Source organism: Prosthecobacter fluviatilis, from assembly GCF_055388355.1.
Window position 1 is genome coordinate 1,788,884 of record NZ_AP043782.1, and the last position, 18,964, is coordinate 1,807,847.

Below are 18,964 nucleotides of genomic sequence, written 5' to 3' on the forward strand. Positions count from 1 at the left end.
CCCTCAGCCCCCCCAATCATGCCCAATCGTCAAAACCTTCTCGTCGCCCTCGCCTTGGTCGCGCCGTTTGCTCTCATGTCTGCAAACCCGGACAAACCCGCCAAGGCCAAAAAAGAAAAAGCCCCCTTCGTCGCCGGAAAACCCGCATTCACCCCCGACCCGGAAATCCCTGCCTTCGAGGCCTCGTCGGTAAAGCCGGATCATCTTGAACCCGGCGCGTTCAAGGTGCCCGAAGGCTTCGAAATCACCGTGTGGGCCACCTCCCCTCAGCTGTTCAATCCGGCAAACATGGACGTGGATCATGCAGGCCGCATCTGGGTCACGGAAGGCGTGAACTACCGCCGCCACTCCGGCCGCAGTCGGGAGGGCGACTGCGTGCGTGTGCTGCAAGACACCGACGGCGACGGCAAATGTGACAGCAGCCACGTCTTTGTGCGCGAAAAGGAACTCGAATGCCCGCTCGGTGTCGCTGTTTTTGACAACGTCATCTTCGTCTCCAACGCACCAAACATCATCAAGTACACGGATGTTAACCGCGACTTGAAGTTCGACCCTGCCGTGGACAAGCGCGAGATCTTCCTCAGCGGCTTTGAGCAACCCCAGCACGACCACAGCCTGCACAGTGTCTATGCCGGCCCTGACGGCCGTTTGTACTTCAGCAACGGAAACTGCGGCGCGGAGTTCAGTGACAAAAGCGGCCGCACCTTCCGCATCGGCGGCGCCTACCTTAACAATCCCTATGCCGGCGCCAAAAGCGACGACGGCCACGTCTATGTCGGCGGCTTCACCGCCAGCGTTGACGAAAACGGGCATGACGCACGCATCCTCGGTTACAACTACCGCAACAGCTTTGAAGGCGTTCGCACCTCCTTCGGCGACATGTTTCTCAACGACAATGATGACCCGCCCGCCTGCCGTGTGAGCCATCTCATCGAAGGCGGCAGCTTCGGTTTTTTCTCCCGGGACGGCAAGCGCCAGTGGCGCGCAGACAAACGCCCGGGGCAGAGCATCCCCACCGCCGAATGGCGGCAGGAAGATCCAGGCAGCATCCCTGCCGGTGACGTGTATGGCGGCGGCGCCCCCACCGGCATGTGCTTCTATGAGAACGGTGCGCTCGGTGAAAAATGGAGCGGCCTGCTGCTAAGCTGTGAAACTGGACGCAACGTGGTCTTTGGCTACCTGCCAAAACCGGATGGGGCAGGTTTCAAGCTGGAGCGCTTCGACTTCTGCACCACCAATACCACCGGGGTGTTCAAGGGCAGCGACTTTGTAGGCGGTGCCAAAAACCTCTCGGATGAACGCCACACGCTCTTCCGCCCTTCGGACGTCTGCGTGGGAGCGGATGGAGCAATCTACATCAGCGACTGGTTTGACAAACGCACCGGCGGCCACCAGGACACAGATGAGACCTGTAGCGGCACGATCTACCGCATCGCCCCCAAAGGCTTCAAGCCCAAGGTTCCGGCCCTGGATCTGAGCACCGTCAAAGGGCAGATCGCCGCTCTGCAATCGCCCGCCACGAACGTACGCCATGTGGCCTTTGCACGTCTGAAAGCAGCCGGAGACATCAACATGCCCGCCGTCCAAAAGCTGCGCGAACATGCCAACCCTTACATCGCCGCGCGCGCAGAGTGGCTGCTCGCGCAGCTCGGAGAGCCGGGGCTGATCAGTGCGAGGGTGTGGCTGGAATCTGAGGATGCGACAAAGCGTCTTGTGGCGTTGCGTGCGATCCGGGCTGCGACGAATGACTGCATTGAGATTCTCAGCAACCTGACGACTGATCTTTCGCCGATGGTGCGCAGCGAGGTTGCTGTGGCGCTGCGGGATGTGCCGGCTGCGCAAAGTGTGGCGCTGCTGAGCAAGCTTTCGCACCACATAGACGGGAGCGACCGCTCCCTGCTCGAAGCCTGGGGCATTGGCTGCACGGGCAAAGAGGAGGCTGTGTGGTCAGCCCTGAAGCCTGAAGGCTCCTGGGACGATGCTTTTGCGCACATCACCTGGCGGATACATCCGGCGAAGGCTGTGTCGGATTTGGCAAAAAGAGCCGCTGATGGCAAGCTTTCAGCCGAGCAACGCAAGCTTGCCCTCGACACCCTGGCGTTCATCCCGGAGGCGAGCGCGGCCAAGGCGGTGCTGGAACTGGCCAAGGACAAGGAGTCCCCTCTTCATGCGGATGCCATGTGGTGGCTGATCAAGCGGAGCACGGACGAATGGTCCGCCTTTGGTGTCGCGGAAGCCTTGAAAAAGGAGGGGGTCTTTGATCCTGAGAATGCGAAGCTGGTGACCATTGCGACTCCTCCCGCGATCCCCTGCACGGTAAAGCTTGAAGATGTTCTCAAGCTGAATGGCAATGCCAAAAACGGAGCGCAGCTCGTCACGCGCTGTGTGATGTGCCATCAGATCAAGGGCCAGGGGGTGGAGTTTGGCCCCAATCTGGAAGGCTGGGGCCGGAGCCAGCCGAGCGAGATCATTGCCCAGGCGCTGATTGAGCCGAGCAAGGACATCGCCCATGGCTACGACGGCCAGGAGATTGTCACCAAGGATGACGTGACCATTCATGGCATGATCCTCACTGAAGGTGACATCATGATCATCCGCAGCATGGGCGGGCAGAATCAATATGTGGCGAAGTCACGGATCAAGCGCCGCCGCAAACTGGACCAGAGCATGATGCTCAACGCCACACAGCTGGGGCTGAACGCCCAGGATGTGGCGGACATCGTCGCGTATTTGCGTACCGGGAAATAATCGACGAACATCGAAGCTCCCGATGCTGTCGTATTCTCCGAATGCCAGCCCGCCCCCTAGCCCCCTTTCATAGCATCATGACATTTTTCCGCCTTGGTCTCCTTGCCGCCGCCATCAGTCTCAGCAGTTGCAATTCCACCGCGCCTGAGCCTCCTGAGTTCAAACTTTCGGCCGAGGCCCTTGGCAGCAAGTATCCCGCCATGCGCAAAACTGGCGCTGTGCGGCTCTATGCGCAGAAGATTGACACCACCAAGGACGCCTGGGGCCGTGAAACCCATGTGGCCAGCGGTGGTGCCGTGATGGTCAAGGACACCTCGTCCCCCATCTGGGCGCTGGCTCCCGGCATTTCAATCACTCCAGAGTTCTCCGAGGCTCTCGGCAAAGCGACGGTCAAGAAGAACGACCGTCTCTACATTGGACAGAACGACTCCGCGAAGATCCGCATCGACGGCGGCGCCATCGTTCCTGAAGGCGCTGTGACGGTCAGTAAAATTGCGGATGGTGCCGCCGCCGCAGAAGCCAAGGCCAGGGCGGAAGCCAAAGCCAGGGCCAAGGAAGAAGCCAAGGCCCTAGCCGAGGTCCAAGCTAAAAAGGAGGCTGACGAAGCCGCAGCCAGGGCTAAAGCCGATGCAGAGGCCAAGGCTGTGGCGGATGCTGAAGCCAAGGCCAAGGAAGAAGAGGACGCGAAAGTGAAGGCAGAAGCCAAGGCGAAAGCCAAAGCAGAGAAAGCCCTGGCAGATGCCGAAGCCAAAGCCAAGAAGGAGGCCGAAGCTGAGGCCAAGGCGGCAGCCAGAGCTGAGGCCAGAGCGAAGGAAAAAGCCGAAGCCATGGCCAAGGCAGAGGCCAGAGAGGCTGCTGCGGCCAAAGCTCTGGCCGACAAGGCGAAGGCCCGGGAAGAAGCTGCGGCACAGGCTGCTGCGGAGAACGCCAAAGCCCAGGCGGACGCCGACATGAAAGCTGCGGCTTACGCCAAAGCGGAGAAGGCCAAGGCGGAAGCCAAAGCCAAGACTGAAATGGCCAGCGAGGCACCGGCCAAGCCCAAGATTGCATCCACCGCCGAGAAGAAGGTTTCTGCTGCATCCAAGCCGAAGGCCAAGGCCAAGGTCGCCGCCTCATCCAAGCCGAAGCCGAGCCCGGCTGCACCGGCCAAAGCGGCGCCAGCACCAGCGGTGGACCGCACACGCCTGCTGAATCTCATGAGGGAGCCCACGGAGCGGTAGATGCGCCTGCATTTGTGTGAAGGCGGATGACAGGCAGGAATGAGGCTCGGTTAAGGCGGGATGTCGTTTTTCCTGGGGCTGACACCCGTCGTTATGCCTGCGTCAACGCGACAGCATCTGGGAGAGTGGTCGTGACTAGGTTTACGCGGGCTGGAGGGCAGTTTCAGTAGGAAGCGCATTCCAGACCAACTCTCAAAAGTCTTGTCCCATTGCCCGGACGGCGAAGCGGCTCCATTGGCTGCGTTAGCCGCTTGCCTGTTATCTTCAAATAGCAGGCAGCGCTCCCGCCTTGCCATTGAGGCCGCTGCGCTCGCCGATTCAATATGACCCTCCTTTCGAGAACTGCTCCATACCCCGCGAAAGCGGTGGCTACGATGCATGCTTGCGCCTTGCATCTGCGCGACCACGTTGATTCGCTCGGCGCACCCTTCGGGCAGCCTACGGCTGTCTATTTGCCTTCGGCGGTCTTCGACCCGCTTCGCTCCGGTTCCAAAACGCTGTCGCGTGGTCTTGCATAACCAATCTCCAAAGCCCACCAGTCATCCTGCCGTTCCAATGAGACTGCTGACCAGATTTCTGCTATCGACCGCCCTCTGTTTTGAGCTTTCTCAATGCAGCAGCTTTACTTCACGCCAGGTCGAGGCGGACTCGAAGCCGACCCCCATGGATTGGAGCGGAACCTATGACTTCAATGCCAGTGACAGTGATTTTGATTCACACCTGACCATCCGCTTCCGTCCCAATCGGGACGCATCAATGCCGACGAACTGGATGGCTGATGGCACCATCATCAATCGAATCATCCATCAGAAAATAACCTTCAAACAAGGACTGGTGACCATGACTGAAACCGGCCCAGAGATCTTTTGCATCCAGATGCAGATCACGCCCGGACTCAATGATTCAGGCAAGAAAGCTTTCTGGATTGATGGTCGGATGCATGTCAAAAACATGAAGCCTTGAGCCTGCCTCAAAACGCCCAGCGGAAGGGGGCGTTGGGGATGAGCTTGGACTTTGGATAGGCGGAGATGCGCACCTGGTTCTGGGAGTTGCCGCTGAGGAGCCAGACGTTGGTGGCGTCCTGGGCATGGAGGAAGCCAATGTGGCCGCTGCTGGCCTGATCCACCGTGAGGGGCTGGAGGATGCAGATGGCGCCGTAGGTGGGGACGACGGGACGCCCCCAGGACCACCAGTCCGAGACCTTGGCGCTGCCCCGTGGCTGATAACCGGACTGCCACACACACCAGTTTACAAAGGCGGCACACCAAGCGGTTTCATCATGGAGGAGACTGCCGCTGATGCCGCAGCTCTGAAGGTATTCAAGAATGCGGGGATTGTCCGCCGCGCCCGCCCACTCGCGCACGCCGACTTCCATGATGGCGATCTGCATCCATGGCGGAGGTGCGGCAAAGCTGGTGGGGGCTGTGGCGGGTGCCGATGAACTGTCAGGAGCGAAAGAGCCCTGGCCGCTGACATTGACGATCTGGCCGGGAAAAAGAACCTTCCAGCTGCCCCATTGAACCAGACTTGGATTGAGCTGCTGGAACTGATCCAGCGACATGCCAAAAGAGGTGGCAATCTTGGTGGGATTATCCCCTGGCTGAACGGTGTATTGGGCCATATGCACGGAATGATGAGCCCGTTTGCAAAAAAAACCACTGATGTTTAAAAAATCAGGAGATCTTGATATTTTATGGTGGTCCTCAAAAGCCAGTCATGCCATGCCGGTGGTGAAAGAGTCAAGGCTGCTGGCGGAGGCATCGGATTAAAGCTGAAGAGAAGCCTAGGACTCAGGGTGCGCTGTGGTGTCATACGCCTGAAATCCACCGAGGGCAGCCACCCTCTTTTCGACGTTCCAAGGACGGCGCACCTTTTTCAGCGCCTGCGACGCGGCAGACCCGAAGCTTCGGTCCCGACGCAGCGGGGCTTTAGCAGGTCTGCGACATGCGGTGGTGCTGGGTGCAGAGCAGGCGCTGGGAGAAACGGGCAGGATTGCCCGTGCTACTTGGGCGGCGATGGAACGGCCCCCATGGTGGAGGTGTGCGCCTGACTGTCATTTTCAGGCAGCCAGCCCGTAGTGCTGGCCGATGACCTTGCCGCGGAGGCGGTCGGCTTTGGCGCCGGCCTGGTCGTGCTCGATGACGCCGTCTTTGAGGCGGATGATGCGGGTGCAGCGCTGGACCATGCGCTCGTCATGGGTGACGAAGACGAGGGTCTTGCCCTGCTGATTGAGGTCGTCGAAGAGATCGAGGATTTCCTTGCCGGACTTGGAGTCAAGATTCCCGGTGGCTTCGTCTGCAAGGATGACGAGGGGGCTGTTTGACAGGGCACGGGCGATGGCGACACGCTGCTGCTGACCGCCGGAGAGCTCGGTGGGCTTGTGATGGAGGCGATGCTCCAGACCGACCTGGGTGGCGAGACGTGTGCCGGTTTCGAGCATTTCAGACTCCTTCGCGCCGCCGTAGTACATGGGCACGGCGATGTTTTCGATGACGCTGAGCTGCTGAATGAGGTTGTAGCTTTGGAAGATGAAACCGAGATTTTTGTTCCGTGCGGCGGAGAGGTCATCGTCCTCAAGGTGAGCCACGTTGAGGCCACCGAGGTAATAGTCCCCCGTGGTGGGCTGGTCGAGGCAGCCGAGGACATTGAGGAGGGTGGACTTGCCGCAGCCGGAGGGGCCCATGATGCAGACGTACTCACCGGGATAGATGGAGAGCGAGACGCCCTGCAGCACATGCTGGAGAGTGTCCCCCATCTGGTAGCTCTTGCAGATGTCCACCAGCTTGATGATGGGCTCAGTCGCGGGCATCACGGTTTGGCCAGCGCCACGGCTTTTTCCTTGGGCTTGGAGGGTTGGGATTTTTGGGGGGCGCCGGTCTCGGACTCGGGCTTGCCAGTGGTGCCCATGTCGGCCTCGGCTTTTTTCGGCAGGGCGAGGGCGACGGCTTCGCCGCCCTTGAGCCCATCACGCACTTCGATGAACTCGTCATTGAAGAGCCCGGTGCTGATCTCCCGGCGTTCAAGGGAACCGTTGTTGCTGACGTAGCAGAAGTGGTGATCCTGCTCGACCTCGATGGACTGGACGGGGACGTAGAGAACGTCTGCGAGCTGGTCGACGATGATCTCAACCTTGGCGTTCATGCCGGGCTTCATCCAGGGGTGGTAACCGTTGATGTGGATGGTGCAGGGATAGACCTTGAGGTTGGGCGTGTAGCGGCTGCTGCTGGAGTCCGGGAGGACGGCGAGCTCTGCGACGCGTCCGTCAAGCTCCTTGCCCGGCTCGGCATCGACCCGGACTTTGACGGGCTGGCCGATGCGAACCTTTTTGATCTGGGATTCATGCACATTCACACGAACGCCCATCTGGCTCATGTCGGGGATGGTGAGCAAGGTCTGGCGCAGGCGCACGGTGGCGCCTTCCTCGATGCTGTTGTTGTAGTTGTAGGATGAGCTGGCGTTGAGGTCGCCGTAGGCGACGAGGCCTGCCTGAGGGGCCTTGATGACGCAGGCCTTGAGCTGAAGCTCGAGGTTTTCACGCTGGGCGAGCTCCATTTCGTAGCGGCGTTTGGCGGTGCTGAAGCGGGTCTCGGCCTGGGCCATGCGGGAGCGATTGGCGCGGATGGTGCGCTGAAGCTTGTTCAAGGCTTCGCGATAGGCGGCGAGAAGGGTGGCGCACTGCTTGCTGAACTCGTATTTTTTGAAGAGGGCGAGGGCGGTTTCGGAGGTCTTGACGGAGAGCTGCACCTTGTCATAGCTGACGAGGTCGTTTTCCATCTGGGCGGCGGTGACGAATTTTTTTTCCGCGAGACGCTTAGAGGATTCCACCTTCTGCTTGGCGAGCGCGAGCTCTGAGCGGTGGAGGAGGAGGTCGTCCTCCAGCTGACGGAGCTTCTGCTGAGCCTCACCATCGCTCTGGGCCTTTTGCTCCAGGAAGGGGGAGAAGTCGATCATTTCGCTCACCGGGGCGGGAAGAGCGGCCTTTTTTGGGGTGCCGTCCTTGGCAGATGAGTTGCGCTTGGCGATGGCGGCCTCCGTGTTGACGGTGGTGTTGGCCTGGGTCTCAAGGACGTCGGCGTATTTTTCAAAGGCCTCCACATCGGGGGGCAGTTTGGCGGCGGTGAGGATGGCACCGGTGACCTCGCGGCCCAGGTATTTTTCAAAGTCCATGAGGGCAAAAATGGCGACCTGCTTGGTGTCGCGCACCAGGGTCTGGTTTTCGCTTCTCTGGATTTCGCGGTTTTCGTCGGCATCGATGTAGTTCGAAACCGTGGTCTGGAAGTCGATTTCGTGGGTCTCGATCTTGGTCTTGAGGTCGGTGCTGTCGAGCTCGATGAGGACCTTGCCGTCTTTGACGTCCTCTTCCGTGATGAGGTAGCCCTCGGGGATGAGGCTGAGGATTTTGGTGGGGATTTCGATTTCGCTCTTCACCTCATTGTTGTGCAGAGCGCGGATCTCCCCGCCCTGAAGGACGCTGATCTCCAGAGGCCCACGCTGGACGATGCGGGTAGGGACTTTTTCAGCCGCAGCACCACCTCCAGCCAGACTCCACCAGCCGACAACAGCCAGAAGGCCGAGGCCTGCGATGATGATTCCTTTGTTGGATTTTCCCTTCTTCATTCTCCTTTTGGCTTCTCCTTGTTCAATACGTCCACCCACCCGCCGTCTTTCTCAATGAAGAGAACTCCCATGTCCCGCCAGAGCCTGAGGCGCACGAGAGTGTGGTTGATGGAGGTGGAAACCATGAGGTTTCGGGTGGTGTTCATGTCGCGCTGGGCGTCGACGAGGTTGATGGCGGTGCCCATGCCTTCGGCGTTGAAGGCCTCCTCCACTTCGAGACGGGAGGTGCTGATTTCCATACCGATCTTGGCGAGTTCGTACTGCTTGCGCGCAAGCTGGAGATCGCGCCAGCCGGTGCGGACGTCGCTGCGGATGTTTTCCTCGGCGAGGTCGAGGGCACGTCTGGCCTGCTGCTCTGCCACGATGGAGGAGCGGAGCAGGTTTCGTTCAGGCTTCTGATTGAGGTTGAGGTCTGCATTGACGCCCATGCCATAGCTGCGGTTGCGAGGGACGAGCCTGAAATCGTTGTGGTCAGGATTGTCGAGCATGTTGTAGTTGACCAAGGCATTGACGGAGGGCAGGACCTGCTGTTTGGCGATGAGCACTTTCCGGCTTGTGTCCTCGACCTGATCTCGCAAATTCCAGAGATCGAGGCGGTTGTTCATCGCGATGGTGATGGCTTCTTCGAGGGTTCCGGGGGAATCGATGATCTTCAAACTGTCCTTGTCCTTGTAGTCGAGGACGAGGCGCTCAGTGACGGGCAGTCCGAGATTGACCTTCAGATCATCCAAGGCCTGCTCATAGTCGCGGATGGCGCTGATCCAGGAACGCTCGAAGACGATGCGGGACTGCACGAGACGGTAAACGGAGGATTTGGTGCTGTTGGCGGCATTTTCCTTCTGCATGGCCGTTTCACGAGCGACCACGAAGTCAAAGGCCTTGAAGGCGAGGTAGGCGTTGCGTGCAGTTTCACGGGACTGGATGACGCCGAAGTACTGGGTGGCGATGTCCACAGCAAAGGATTTGCGATACTGGGCGAAAGTGCGGATGGCGTAGAGCACGCTGCGCTCACTCTGAGTGAGGACTTCGGAGGCGGAGAGATAGCCGGCCCCGCTGAGCAGCGGCTGGGTGAGGGAGAAGCCGAGCTGGGAGATGCCGCTGTCCTTGCCGCCGGTGAAGAAGCGGACGAAATTGGTGGTGAGATTGGTGGCCAGCAGCGCTCCTGTGCGGGTGAGGGCGGAGAAGCCGAGATTGCCGGTGGTGGTGAGGGTGGAGGTGCGGACGAGATTGTTGATGCCGGTGACCGCATCCGTGCTGGCCTGAGCGGTGGAGCCTCCGCCGGACATGATGGGGCCATACTGCTGCCGGACCAAGGTGAGATTCAGTGCGGCGAGATAGACGGTTTCCTTCTGAACGAGGTAAGCGCGGTTGCGATGGACGGCGAAGTCCAGGGCTTCAGCGAGGCTGACCACGCGTGCATTCTCCTCCAGGTAGGCCCTGTCCCCCAGGAACTCCTCCTTTTTCATGTTTTTGCGGAGTTCCTCCATCTTCACCGGCGGAGGCGGGGTGATATTCAAGAAGGCCTGTCCCGAGTTGGGCACCTTGCTGGCTTTTTTGCGCAGGATGGCGTACGTTTCCTTGTCCGCCCACTTCTTGTAAAACCCCGTGCTGCAGGCACTCAAACCCAGCGCCACAAGCGTGAGGAACGCGACGGCAGGCTGGGAAGAATGGTATTTAGGCATAGGAAATCTGTCCGGCTATGGGGTGGTTGGGCCGGGGAGGGTGGTTGGGGGGGACATCAATACGGGCCTCTAAAGGTCGATCTATCGCCGGGATGACAAAACGTCGTTGCCACCACCCAAGGCACCGTTACTGTGGACACCCGCATGTCCGACCTCCCGAAAGTCGCTGAAACTGAAGAACTCCTCAAGGAGACGTCTGGCTCTCCCCCGACGCGGAAGACGCTGATTGAGAAACTGGACAACTGGGATGACTGGGCGAGCTGGGACGAATTTTACCGGACCTATTCGGGTTTTGTCTTTCACGTGGCCCGCAAAACCGGCCTGAGTGATGACGAGGCGAGTGATGTGGTGCAGGAGACTTTCATCGGCGTGGCGAAGAACCTGCAGAAGAAGAAATTCGACACGAGCCTGGGCTCCTTCAAATCTTTCCTGCTCAACCAGGCACGGTGGCGCATTCTGGACCAGTTCCGCCGCCGGAAGAAGCAGCAGAGCCGCGAGGCGAACCTGTACGCGGATGAAACGGACGAGCGGCGCACGGCACCGATCGACCGCTGTGCGGACCCGAACGGGGTGGCGCTGGAAAAACTGTGGGAGAAGGAATGGCAGGACAAGGTGATGGACATCGCGCTGCGCCGGGTGCGTGCGCTGGTGTCTCCGCGTCAGTTCCAGATTTTTTCGTGTTACGTGCTGAAGGGCTGGAGCCCTGAGCGTGTGAAGAAGGAGCTGGGAGTGAACGCGGCGCAGGTGTACCTGGCGAAGCATCGCGTGGGACGCATTTTGAAGCGTGAGGCGGCGAAGCTGGCTGAGGCGGAGGAGTGAGCGTCTGAAAGCCTGCGGGGGTGGCTGCCGTAGCGGTCTCATGCGCCGCATCATCGCCCTATTTCTAGCTGTCACGTCCCTGCAAGCCGCTGAGCCGGTCTCACTGTACATTGAAGGCTACGCGGGAGCGCGCAGCATCGCGCAGGGCGAGGAGATCGGCATCCATGTGAGCACGACGGCGGCGAAGTATGAGATCGAGGTGGCGCGACTGGGGGCCAAGCGGGAGGTGGTGTGGAAGAAGTCGGATGTGCCGGGAGCGGCGTATCCGGTGCCGGAAGATGCCTCCGCGAACGGCTGCCGCTGGCCGGAGAGTGTGCGCGTGCCGAGCACGGGGGCGTGGAAGAGCGGCTATTATGAGGTGGTATTCCGTGCCGTGGATGCGGGAGGGAAATGGACGCAGCGGGGGAAGCGCACGGCGGAGAGCAGCGCGTGGTTCATCGTGCGGCAGGCGAAGCCGGGGGCGACCTCGAAAATCCTGATGCAGCTCTGCACGAACACGTACAACGCGTACAACAACTGGGGCGGCTTTTCGGTGTATGCGTACAGCAGCCTCTCGAACAACCAGGGACACCGGGTGAGCTTTGAGCGGCCCGGCCCTTCGCAGTTCAGCCGGTGGGAGCTGCCCTTTGTGCAGTGGGCGGAGAAGAACGGCCATGAGCTGGAGTTTGCGGCGAATGACGACCTGGAGTTTCGCCCGGAGATGCTGGCAAGCTACAAGCTGGTGCTGAGCGTGGGGCATGACGAGTACTGGAGCACGCCGATGCGTGACCATCTGGAGGCGTGGATCGGCAAAGGAGGGAATGTGGCCTTTTTCAGCGGGAACACGTGCTGCTGGCAGATCCGCGCCGAGGACGAAGGGCGCGCCTTTACCTGCTGCAAGCAGAACTACCACCTGGACCCTGTCTTTGCGACGCGTGACTTTAAAACGCTGAGCACGGCATGGAGCCACCACCTGCTGAAGCGGCCGGAGAATGAGCTGACGGGGGTGGGTTTTCTGTGGGGCGGGTATCGGAAGAGCCATGGGCAGTTCATGACCGAGCCAGCAGAGTATGAGGTGCACAGGCCGGAGCACTGGGCGCTGGCAGGCACGGGCCTGAAGAAGGGAGACAAGTTTGGCGGCAAGGACACCATCGTGGGGTATGAGTGCGATGGCTGCGAGCTGAACTGGAAGGACGGCCTCCCCTTCCCGACGTGCAAGGATGGCACGCCGAAGACTTTTGAAGTCCTGGCGACGTGCCCGGTGCGCTGGCACCCGGATGACGCGGAGTGGTATGAGCAGTGGGAAAAAGGGCGCACGGGGGCGGCCTGCCTGGGTGTGTACACACGTGGCGGCACGGTCTTTACCGCTGCGACGACCGACTGGGCCCATGGGCTGCAAGGCGGAGATGCGGCGGTGACGCGCATCACGCAGAATGTGCTGGAGCGGCTGTCAAAATAAGATGGCGGGCGCGATGGTGAAAGCGTATCCTGTGCCCAGCATCGCGCAAGATGCGTGAAGCTGATGCCATGAGATGGATTAACATCTGAAAAGCCATGAACTCAGAGACGACACCGCACGCAGCCGAGCTTTCGCTTCATCAAACGCTGAGGCGGGTGGAGGAGTATGTGAGACGTGAGCCCACGAAAGCAGCCGCCGCTGCGCTGGGCACGGGGCTGGTGCTCAACCTGCTGCCGCCGCGCCTGCTGGCGAGCGTGGCCGGCAACCTCGTGACGCGCCTGCTGCCGCCGGTGCTGCTCGGGCTGGGTGTGCTCAAGGCCTTTGAAATATGCTGTGACAAGGAGACTGCCAGGAAGCGCTGAGGCTTTTGAGGTTCTCTTTTTTCAGAGCACCGGGCCATCATCTCCCCAGAGCAGCAGAGGCTCGGGATCGTCTGCCAGAGTGTCCCAGTGCAGACTGCCATCCAGATGGACACAGGGAGGCGGCTCCTGAGGATAGTAGATGGCGCGGACTCCTGACATCTGAGCCGCACCCAGGTGGCCACCCAGCACCACGCTCTGCTTGACCATCAACCGCAGGCACCTGCAGCCATCTCTCCAGGGGCACTCGAGTGAGCATTCCAAGTTGGTGGCGTGCTTGTTCATGGCCGGAGCTGTGAAACAGCACCAAGGACGCAAGAGAGACGGGCGTCTATGCGGAGTCTCCCGAAGCCGCTGCTAATGGAATCCATTACGATGCGGTGCGGCAAGAGGGGCCGTGTGAGGCGGCACGCGCGTTTTTTTGGCTCAGTGAGCGGCGCCCTGATTCAGGGTGAGCACCATGTAGGCGGCATAAAGAGCGAGGAGGACGATACCGCGCCAGCGGGGGATGCTGCCATCAAGGCCGGGGATGATGAGGAGCGTGGTCACAGCGCCAAAGAGCAGGCAGGGCATGATCTCGGGCAGCCTGACTGCGTAAGGATGGATCAATGCCGCGACAGAGGCGATGAAGAGGACATTGAAGATGTTGCTGCCGAGGATGTTCCCGAGACCGACGTCATGATGGCCGCGCATGCGCGCAATGAGTGTGGTGGCGAGCTCTGGCGTGCTGGTGGCCACGGCCACAACGACGGCACCAACGACGAAGGGGCTCCAGCCGAGGGCGGCGGCCACGCCTTTGCCCCCATGAACCACAAACTGCGCCGCCCCAATGAGCACGAGCAGCCCAACCAGGCTGAAGCCGAGCATCTTTGAAACCGAGACTTTTTCCACCGGCGCCGCGCTGGCGGCCGCATGAGCACGGGCATGACGGATGACCACGAACAGCCAGGTGAAGAAGCAGGCCATCATGATGACGGCATCCTGCCTCGAGAACCAGCCATCCATGAGCAGTGCATAGACCAGGCCGGGGGCCAGCAATGCGACGAACCAGTCCCGCCAGACGCCGCCGTCCTCCGCCTTCATGCCGGAGAATGCCAGCACTAGGGCGAGCACGAGGGAGACATTGACCACATTGCTGCCAAGCACATCTCCCAGGGAGATCTGCGGCACGCCATCCATAGCGGAGTGAACCGCCACCATCAGCTCCGGCGAGGATGTGCCAAAGGCCGCCACCGTGACGCCTATGACAGCAGCAGGCCAGCGAGCCCAGGCAGCCAGCCCGACCCCGCCTCTGACAAAGAGCTCACCTCCAAACCATGCGAGCACGACACCTGCGATGAGATAGCATACGGATTCAGTCATATGAGACGGGGGACAGTGGCTCACTCCTCGTCAAAGACGTGTGCGACGGCAAGTGCGATCGCCGCATGATTTTGGAATGGACAATCTCAGCGCTGCCCGATGACGCTGAAGTCGAGATCTCCCTTTCCGGCATCCACGCCGGCGCGCATCGCCGCAGCGGTGCATTCGAGCGCGGGGGTCGTGAGTCCGGCCTGAGCGGCGAGCTCGCGGGCGAAGTCGGCGTCCTTGAGCATGTTGCGAAGTGCGAAGTGAGGCTCGAAGTCGCCTTTGATGATGGCGGGCAGCTTCATGCCGATGAGCGTGGAATAGTTGGCGTTTGACTCCAGGGCCTGGTGCAGGCGCTCGAGGGGGATGCCATTGGCCTTGGTGATGTCCGCCGCCTCGGCCACGGCCTCGACGATGACTGCGGAGACAAGATTGGTCACGATTTTGAGCACCATGGCCTCACCGACGCCGCCGAGGGGCAGGATTTTGGCGGCGCTGGCCTCAAGCACAGGGCGGGCACGCTCAAGCAGAAGATCGCTGCCGCCGATGTAGTAGCAAAGCTTGCCGTTCTGAGCCGCCATTTTGCTGCCTGTGAAGGGAGCATCCAGAAAGGCAGCGCCGGTGTCTTCGACGATCTGCGCAGCCTGGAGCGTGGCCTTTTTGCTGACGGTGGCGTGATTCATGACAAGGTGGCCGGCCTTGAGGGCGGGCTTCATGTCTTCAAGGGCGTCGAGCAGGGCGGCGCTGTCCCGAACGAAGATCTGGATGATGGAGGCGGCACCGGCGACTTCGCGAGGGGATGCGAGGAAGTTGGGCACGGGACGGGCGCTGCGGCTCCAGACAAAGACCTCGTGCCCGGCTTTGCGGAGGTTTTCCGCCACACGACTGCCGATGATGCCGAGACCGAGAATGCCAACGTTGGGTTTCATGCCACGCCCTTAGCGTGCATTTGAAGGCGTGCAACGCCGAGGTCTGCCGCAGGCCATGGCAACAAGGGGGGAGCATTGCACATGGCAGCGGAGGTGATCCTGAATTATGGTGAGGCATGCAGGCATTTCCATCGCCCGTCTGGCACGCGACAGAACCAGGAATGATTCTGGCGGAGCTGAAGAGCGACGCCGTGGCCGGACTGAGCAGCGAGGCGGCGGCCGAGCGCCTGAGGCAGAGCGGCCCGAATGAACTTCCTGAAGAAAAGCCGAAGGCGCTGTGGCGGGTGTTTGCCGCACAGTTCGCGAGCCCGCTGATCTACCTGCTGTTTGTGGCGGCGATGATCTCGCTGGCGATGGGGCATGCCAGCGACGCGGCGGTGATCCTGGTGGTGGTGCTGATCAATGCGCTCATCGGCGCAGTGCAGGAAGGCCGTGCGGAACACTCGATGACGGCGCTGCGCAGGCTTTCGGCGGTGAAGGTACGCGTCGTCAGGGATGGCAGGGAGGCGATCATCGAAGCGCGCGAACTGGTGGCGGGAGACATCCTGCTGCTCAGCGCAGGAGACCAGGTGGGGGCGGATGCGAGGCTGCTGGAAGCCGCGGCCCTGGAGGCCACCGAGGCTGCGCTCACGGGGGAGTCGCTGCCGGTGCTGAAGAACATCGAAGCGGTGGATGCGGAGGCGGGGCTGGGCGACCGAAGAAACATGATCTACTCAGGCACGCACCTCACCGCAGGCCGCGGGCGGGCGGTGGTGGTGGCGACCGGACTGCAGACCGAGGTGGGCAAAATAGCGAGCCTGACGGCAACGGCGGAGGAGCCCAAGACACCGCTGGAGACAAGGCTGAGACACTTTGGGAACTGGCTGGTGGGAGCTTCGATGGCGCTTTTTGTGCTGATCATCGGATTTGGACTGCTGCGTGAGATTCCCTTTGTGAGCATTTTCATGGTGGCCATCAGCCAGATGGTTTCAGTGGTGCCGGAGGGGCTGCCGGTGGCGATGACCATCGCGCTCGCGGTGGGCATGCAGCGGATGGCGAGGCGGGGAGCCATCGTGCGGCGTCTTGCCGCGGTGGAGACGCTTGGGGCCACCAGCATCATCTGCAGCGACAAGACGGGCACGCTCACCAAGAATGAAATGACTGTGACAAGGCTGCTGCTGCCCAGCGGGCTGCAGGTGGAGGTCACAGGCGCGGGCTACTCCCCCGAGGGCAAACTGCTGGCCGAGGGGCGGGAGCTCACCGCCCAGGATGATGCCTCGCTGAGGGCATTGCTGGAGGCCATCGTGCTTTGCAACGACGCGAATCTCGTGCCGCCGGAGGCCGAAGAGGCCCACTGGCGCCCGCTGGGAGACCCCACCGAGGCGGCACTGCTCACGGTGGCGCTGAAAGGCTGCGTGGAGCCTGAGACACTGCGCCGCGAGTGGCCGCGCCGGGCGGAGATCCCTTTCGACTCCAGCCTGAAGATGATGGCCACCCAGCATGGCCATGGAGGGAAGTGCCGCGTGCTGTTCAAGGGGGCTCCCGAGAAGCTGCTCGCCCTATGCGATGGTGCGACGCTGGATGCTGCCGGGGTGCATGAGACGTCTGAAAAGCTGGCAGCACGGGCTCTGCGTGTGCTGGCCGTGGCCGAAGTGAATGACGCGCCGCTGGATGAGGAGGCAGGTTTTGAGCCGTGGCGCGGCAGGCTGCGCTTTCTAGGACTGCTGGGACAGATGGATCCACCGCGCGAGGAGGTCAAGACGGCCGTGGCGGAGTGCGTGGCGGCGGGCATCCGGCCGGTGATGGTGACCGGTGATCACAAGGCCACGGGGCTCGCGATTGCGACCGAACTGGGCATCGCCAAGCCGGGCGACATCGCGGTGGACAGCGCGGAACTCAAGGCGATGCCCGAAGAGGAGCTGAGCGCGAGCCTGGAGCGCATCTCTGTGTTTGCGAGGGTGCAGCCGGAGCAGAAACTGCGGATCGTCAAAGCCTTCCAGGCAAAGGGCCAGGTCGTCGCCATGACGGGAGATGGAGTCAATGATGCACCGGCACTGGCCGCCGCCGACGTCGGAGTGGCGATGGGCATCACCGGCACGGAAGTGGCCAAAGGGGCCGCCAAGATCGTGATCACGGATGACAACTTCGCCACGATCGTGAAGGCGATCGAGGAGGGAAGGCTGGTGTATCAGAACCTCAAGAAGGTGGTGCTGTTCCTGTTTGCGACCTCCATCGACGAAGTGAGCGTGCTGCTGCTGGCGCTGCTGTGCGGCTACCCGCTGCCTCTGGCGGCCGTGCAGATCCTTTGGATCAACATCGTGACCGAAGGGATGGTGACGGTGAACCTGATCCTAGAAGGGCTGGAGGGGGATGAAATGCGCCGGCGCCCCACGCCGGTGAACGAGCCGCTCTTCACCCGGCCCATGCTGGAGAGGCTGCTGCTCATGGTGAGCACCTCGGTGGCGGCAGTCTTCGGTTTCTTCCTGTGGCGGCAGGCCAGCGGTGCTCCGTTTGCGCTGGTGCAGACAGAGACGTTCACCCTGATCGCCGTGACCCAGTGGTTCAATGTTTTGAACTGCCGAAGTGCGACACAATCCGCCCTGAGCCTAGATGTGCTGCGGAACCGATGGCTCGCGGGAGGTCTGATCCTTGGCAATGCGCTGCATCTGCTGGTCATCTACACCGCCCCGATGAACCGGATTTTCCACACGGTGCCGATCCCGCTGGCGGATGTGGCCATCCTGGGCGTCATCGGCAGCAGTGTGCTGTGGATCGAAGAAATCAGGAAATGGCTGGTGCGCCGCCGCATTCAAGGCGCCGGTTCAGCACGATCAATGACTTCGGCGTGATAAGACACGGGCTGTGGCAGGTGGCGCCGCAGTTCGGCAATGAGACGATTAACCGCCTCTGCACGGCGTCTGCTGGTGAGGAAGGCGGCGATTTCCCCCTGCACTTCGGCCAAGGCTGGCAGGCGAGGAGGGTGGCGGTCCATCAGGATGATGAGATGCCAGCCCAGCTTCGTCTGCACCGGCTCGCTGACCTGGCCCAGAGGCAGCTTTTGCAACGCGGCCATGAAGTCCGCCGGCATGCGCTCCTGAGTGAACCAGCCGAGATCCCCACCCAGGAGCTTGCTGCGCTCGTCCTCCGAATATTCCCGGGCAAGCTGAGCGAAGGTCTTCTTTTTTGCCAGGAGCTGGCGCCGAATGTCCTGCATTTCTGCGCCACGATCCGGCTTCGTCTTTTCATGCCGGCTGAGGAAAATGTGCGCGGCGTGGCAGGCCTGCGGAATGAGCAGGGTGTGGCTGAACTCATCATACCAGGCACGCACCTCCTCCGAAGTGACCGGTTTGATGTAGCGCTGACTTTGCCCGGCTATCCACGCCTCATCCAAGTGCGCAACGAAAATCTGCGCGTCCATGGCCTTGGGTGTGAGGTGTTGCGCAGCCAGGCGCGCTGGAAATTCTGCCGGATCAGCGAACTGACGCCGGAGTCTTTCCGACTCAAGCTTCGACGCTGCGCCCACAGCCACAGTCCCGCCGCTGCTGCCGCGAGAGGCACCGACGATGCGGGAGTCGATCAAATTCTCCAACACCCGCCTGCGAGTCTGGTGCCGCTCCTCGGCACTGAGCGAGCTCCAGACTGCGTTGTGTCTCCACAGATGTTCGCGCAGCGCCTCCTCCAGTTCATGGCGCGTGATCGACTGGCCCAGCACTTCAGCAGCCACTCCCCCACCCTGCTCAGGCATGGGGAGCAGAAGCAGAAGGCCACAGGCTGAGAGAAGCGCGACGACCAGCCTCCAAGGAAAGCCCGGATGTGAACCTGACAT

15 protein-coding genes are annotated in these 18,964 nt (G+C 61.3%); 7 read left to right on the forward strand and 8 right to left on the reverse strand.

Annotated elements, in window-relative coordinates:
* Positions 1–18 precede the first annotated feature (18 nt).
* The 3 genes from ACZ5WW_RS06945 (at position 19) to ACZ5WW_RS06955 (ending at position 4,931) form a co-directional block, all read left to right on the forward strand.
* Positions 19–2,748, forward strand: coding sequence for a PVC-type heme-binding CxxCH protein (locus tag ACZ5WW_RS06945; RefSeq protein WP_377170678.1), 2,730 nt, complete (start codon positions 19–21; stop codon positions 2,746–2,748).
* Between the two features lie 77 nt (positions 2,749–2,825).
* Complete coding sequence (locus tag ACZ5WW_RS06950) at positions 2,826–3,968, forward strand: hypothetical protein (protein WP_377170676.1); 1,143 nt, start codon at positions 2,826–2,828, stop codon at positions 3,966–3,968.
* Between the two features lie 555 nt (positions 3,969–4,523).
* Entirely contained in the window at positions 4,524–4,931 is a 408-nt protein-coding gene (locus tag ACZ5WW_RS06955) for a hypothetical protein (RefSeq protein WP_377170674.1), read from the forward strand.
* Between the two features lie 7 nt (positions 4,932–4,938).
* Here ACZ5WW_RS06955 and ACZ5WW_RS06960 read toward each other — a convergent pair whose 3' ends face one another.
* From ACZ5WW_RS06960 to ACZ5WW_RS06975, 4 genes are all read right to left on the reverse strand, one after another.
* Entirely contained in the window at positions 4,939–5,589 is a 651-nt protein-coding gene (locus ACZ5WW_RS06960) for a C40 family peptidase (RefSeq protein ID WP_377170672.1), read from the reverse strand.
* Between the two features lie 438 nt (positions 5,590–6,027).
* Positions 6,028–6,777 carry an ABC transporter ATP-binding protein gene (locus tag ACZ5WW_RS06965; RefSeq protein WP_377170670.1) on the reverse strand — a complete coding sequence of 250 codons (750 nt, stop codon included), beginning with the start codon at positions 6,775–6,777 and terminating at the stop codon, positions 6,028–6,030.
* Positions 6,777–8,585: an efflux RND transporter periplasmic adaptor subunit gene (locus tag ACZ5WW_RS06970; protein ID WP_377170668.1), complete on the reverse strand. Its 1,809-nt coding sequence runs from the start codon at positions 8,583–8,585 to the stop codon at positions 6,777–6,779. The genes ACZ5WW_RS06965 and ACZ5WW_RS06970 overlap by 1 nt, the downstream gene beginning before the upstream one ends.
* Entirely contained in the window at positions 8,582–10,267 is a 1,686-nt protein-coding gene (locus ACZ5WW_RS06975; protein ID WP_377170666.1) for a TolC family protein, read from the reverse strand. The genes ACZ5WW_RS06970 and ACZ5WW_RS06975 overlap by 4 nt, the downstream gene beginning before the upstream one ends.
* A gap of 144 nt (positions 10,268–10,411) precedes the next feature.
* Here ACZ5WW_RS06975 and ACZ5WW_RS06980 point away from each other — a divergent pair, with 144 nt between their 5' ends.
* The 3 genes from ACZ5WW_RS06980 to ACZ5WW_RS06990 all read left to right on the forward strand — a co-directional run bounded on the left by ACZ5WW_RS06980 (position 10,412) and on the right by ACZ5WW_RS06990 (position 12,886).
* Positions 10,412–11,086: a sigma-70 family RNA polymerase sigma factor gene (locus tag ACZ5WW_RS06980; protein WP_377170664.1), complete on the forward strand. Its 675-nt coding sequence runs from the start codon at positions 10,412–10,414 to the stop codon at positions 11,084–11,086.
* 40 nt (positions 11,087–11,126) lie between these two features.
* Positions 11,127–12,524 carry a N,N-dimethylformamidase beta subunit family domain-containing protein gene (locus ACZ5WW_RS06985; RefSeq protein ID WP_377170662.1) on the forward strand — a complete coding sequence of 466 codons (1,398 nt, stop codon included), beginning with the start codon at positions 11,127–11,129 and terminating at the stop codon, positions 12,522–12,524.
* 95 nt (positions 12,525–12,619) lie between these two features.
* Positions 12,620–12,886: a hypothetical protein gene (locus ACZ5WW_RS06990; protein ID WP_377170660.1), complete on the forward strand. Its 267-nt coding sequence runs from the start codon at positions 12,620–12,622 to the stop codon at positions 12,884–12,886.
* 21 nt (positions 12,887–12,907) lie between these two features.
* Here the strand turns inward: ACZ5WW_RS06990 and ACZ5WW_RS06995 are convergent, their stop codons facing one another.
* From ACZ5WW_RS06995 to ACZ5WW_RS07005, 3 genes are all read right to left on the reverse strand, one after another.
* Positions 12,908–13,168, reverse strand: a complete 261-nt coding sequence (locus ACZ5WW_RS06995) for a hypothetical protein (RefSeq protein ID WP_377170658.1) — start codon at positions 13,166–13,168, stop codon at positions 12,908–12,910.
* A 141-nt stretch (positions 13,169–13,309) separates the two neighbouring features.
* Entirely contained in the window at positions 13,310–14,245 is a 936-nt protein-coding gene (locus ACZ5WW_RS07000; protein WP_377170656.1) for a sodium:calcium antiporter, read from the reverse strand.
* Positions 14,246–14,331: 86 nt separating this feature from the next.
* Positions 14,332–15,159, reverse strand: coding sequence for an NAD(P)-dependent oxidoreductase (locus tag ACZ5WW_RS07005; protein ID WP_377170654.1), 828 nt, complete (start codon positions 15,157–15,159; stop codon positions 14,332–14,334).
* 116 nt (positions 15,160–15,275) lie between these two features.
* On the opposite strand from ACZ5WW_RS07005, the gene ACZ5WW_RS07010 reads away from it, so the two are divergent.
* Positions 15,276–17,987, forward strand: a complete 2,712-nt coding sequence (locus ACZ5WW_RS07010; RefSeq protein ID WP_377170652.1) for a cation-translocating P-type ATPase — start codon at positions 15,276–15,278, stop codon at positions 17,985–17,987.
* On the opposite strand, the gene ACZ5WW_RS07015 is transcribed toward ACZ5WW_RS07010, so the two are convergent.
* On the reverse strand, positions 17,948–18,883 hold the full coding sequence (locus ACZ5WW_RS07015; protein ID WP_464694223.1) for a peptidylprolyl isomerase: 936 nt from the start codon (positions 18,881–18,883) through the stop codon (positions 17,948–17,950). The genes ACZ5WW_RS07010 and ACZ5WW_RS07015 overlap by 40 nt on opposite strands.
* Positions 18,884–18,964 lie beyond the last annotated feature (81 nt).

Bases quoted from the DNA above. Each gene is read 5' to 3' on its own strand.
- ACZ5WW_RS06945 (WP_377170678.1), top strand. From the start codon at position 19: ATGCCCAATCGTCAAAACCTTCTCGTCGCCCTCGCCTTGGTCGCGCCG.
- ACZ5WW_RS06950 (WP_377170676.1), top strand. From the start codon at position 2,826: ATGACATTTTTCCGCCTTGGTCTCCTTGCCGCCGCCATCAGTCTCAGC.
- ACZ5WW_RS06955 (WP_377170674.1), top strand. From the start codon at position 4,524: ATGAGACTGCTGACCAGATTTCTGCTATCGACCGCCCTCTGTTTTGAG.
- ACZ5WW_RS06960 (WP_377170672.1), bottom strand. From the start codon at position 5,589: ATGGCCCAATACACCGTTCAGCCAGGGGATAATCCCACCAAGATTGCC.
- ACZ5WW_RS06965 (WP_377170670.1), bottom strand. From the start codon at position 6,777: ATGCCCGCGACTGAGCCCATCATCAAGCTGGTGGACATCTGCAAGAGC.
- ACZ5WW_RS06970 (WP_377170668.1), bottom strand. From the start codon at position 8,585: ATGAAGAAGGGAAAATCCAACAAAGGAATCATCATCGCAGGCCTCGGC.
- ACZ5WW_RS06975 (WP_377170666.1), bottom strand. From the start codon at position 10,267: ATGCCTAAATACCATTCTTCCCAGCCTGCCGTCGCGTTCCTCACGCTT.
- ACZ5WW_RS06980 (WP_377170664.1), top strand. From the start codon at position 10,412: ATGTCCGACCTCCCGAAAGTCGCTGAAACTGAAGAACTCCTCAAGGAG.
- ACZ5WW_RS06985 (WP_377170662.1), top strand. From the start codon at position 11,127: ATGCGCCGCATCATCGCCCTATTTCTAGCTGTCACGTCCCTGCAAGCC.
- ACZ5WW_RS06990 (WP_377170660.1), top strand. From the start codon at position 12,620: ATGAACTCAGAGACGACACCGCACGCAGCCGAGCTTTCGCTTCATCAA.
- ACZ5WW_RS06995 (WP_377170658.1), bottom strand. From the start codon at position 13,168: ATGAACAAGCACGCCACCAACTTGGAATGCTCACTCGAGTGCCCCTGG.
- ACZ5WW_RS07000 (WP_377170656.1), bottom strand. From the start codon at position 14,245: ATGACTGAATCCGTATGCTATCTCATCGCAGGTGTCGTGCTCGCATGG.
- ACZ5WW_RS07005 (WP_377170654.1), bottom strand. From the start codon at position 15,159: ATGAAACCCAACGTTGGCATTCTCGGTCTCGGCATCATCGGCAGTCGT.
- ACZ5WW_RS07010 (WP_377170652.1), top strand. From the start codon at position 15,276: ATGCAGGCATTTCCATCGCCCGTCTGGCACGCGACAGAACCAGGAATG.
- ACZ5WW_RS07015 (WP_464694223.1), bottom strand. From the start codon at position 18,883: ATGCCTGAGCAGGGTGGGGGAGTGGCTGCTGAAGTGCTGGGCCAGTCG.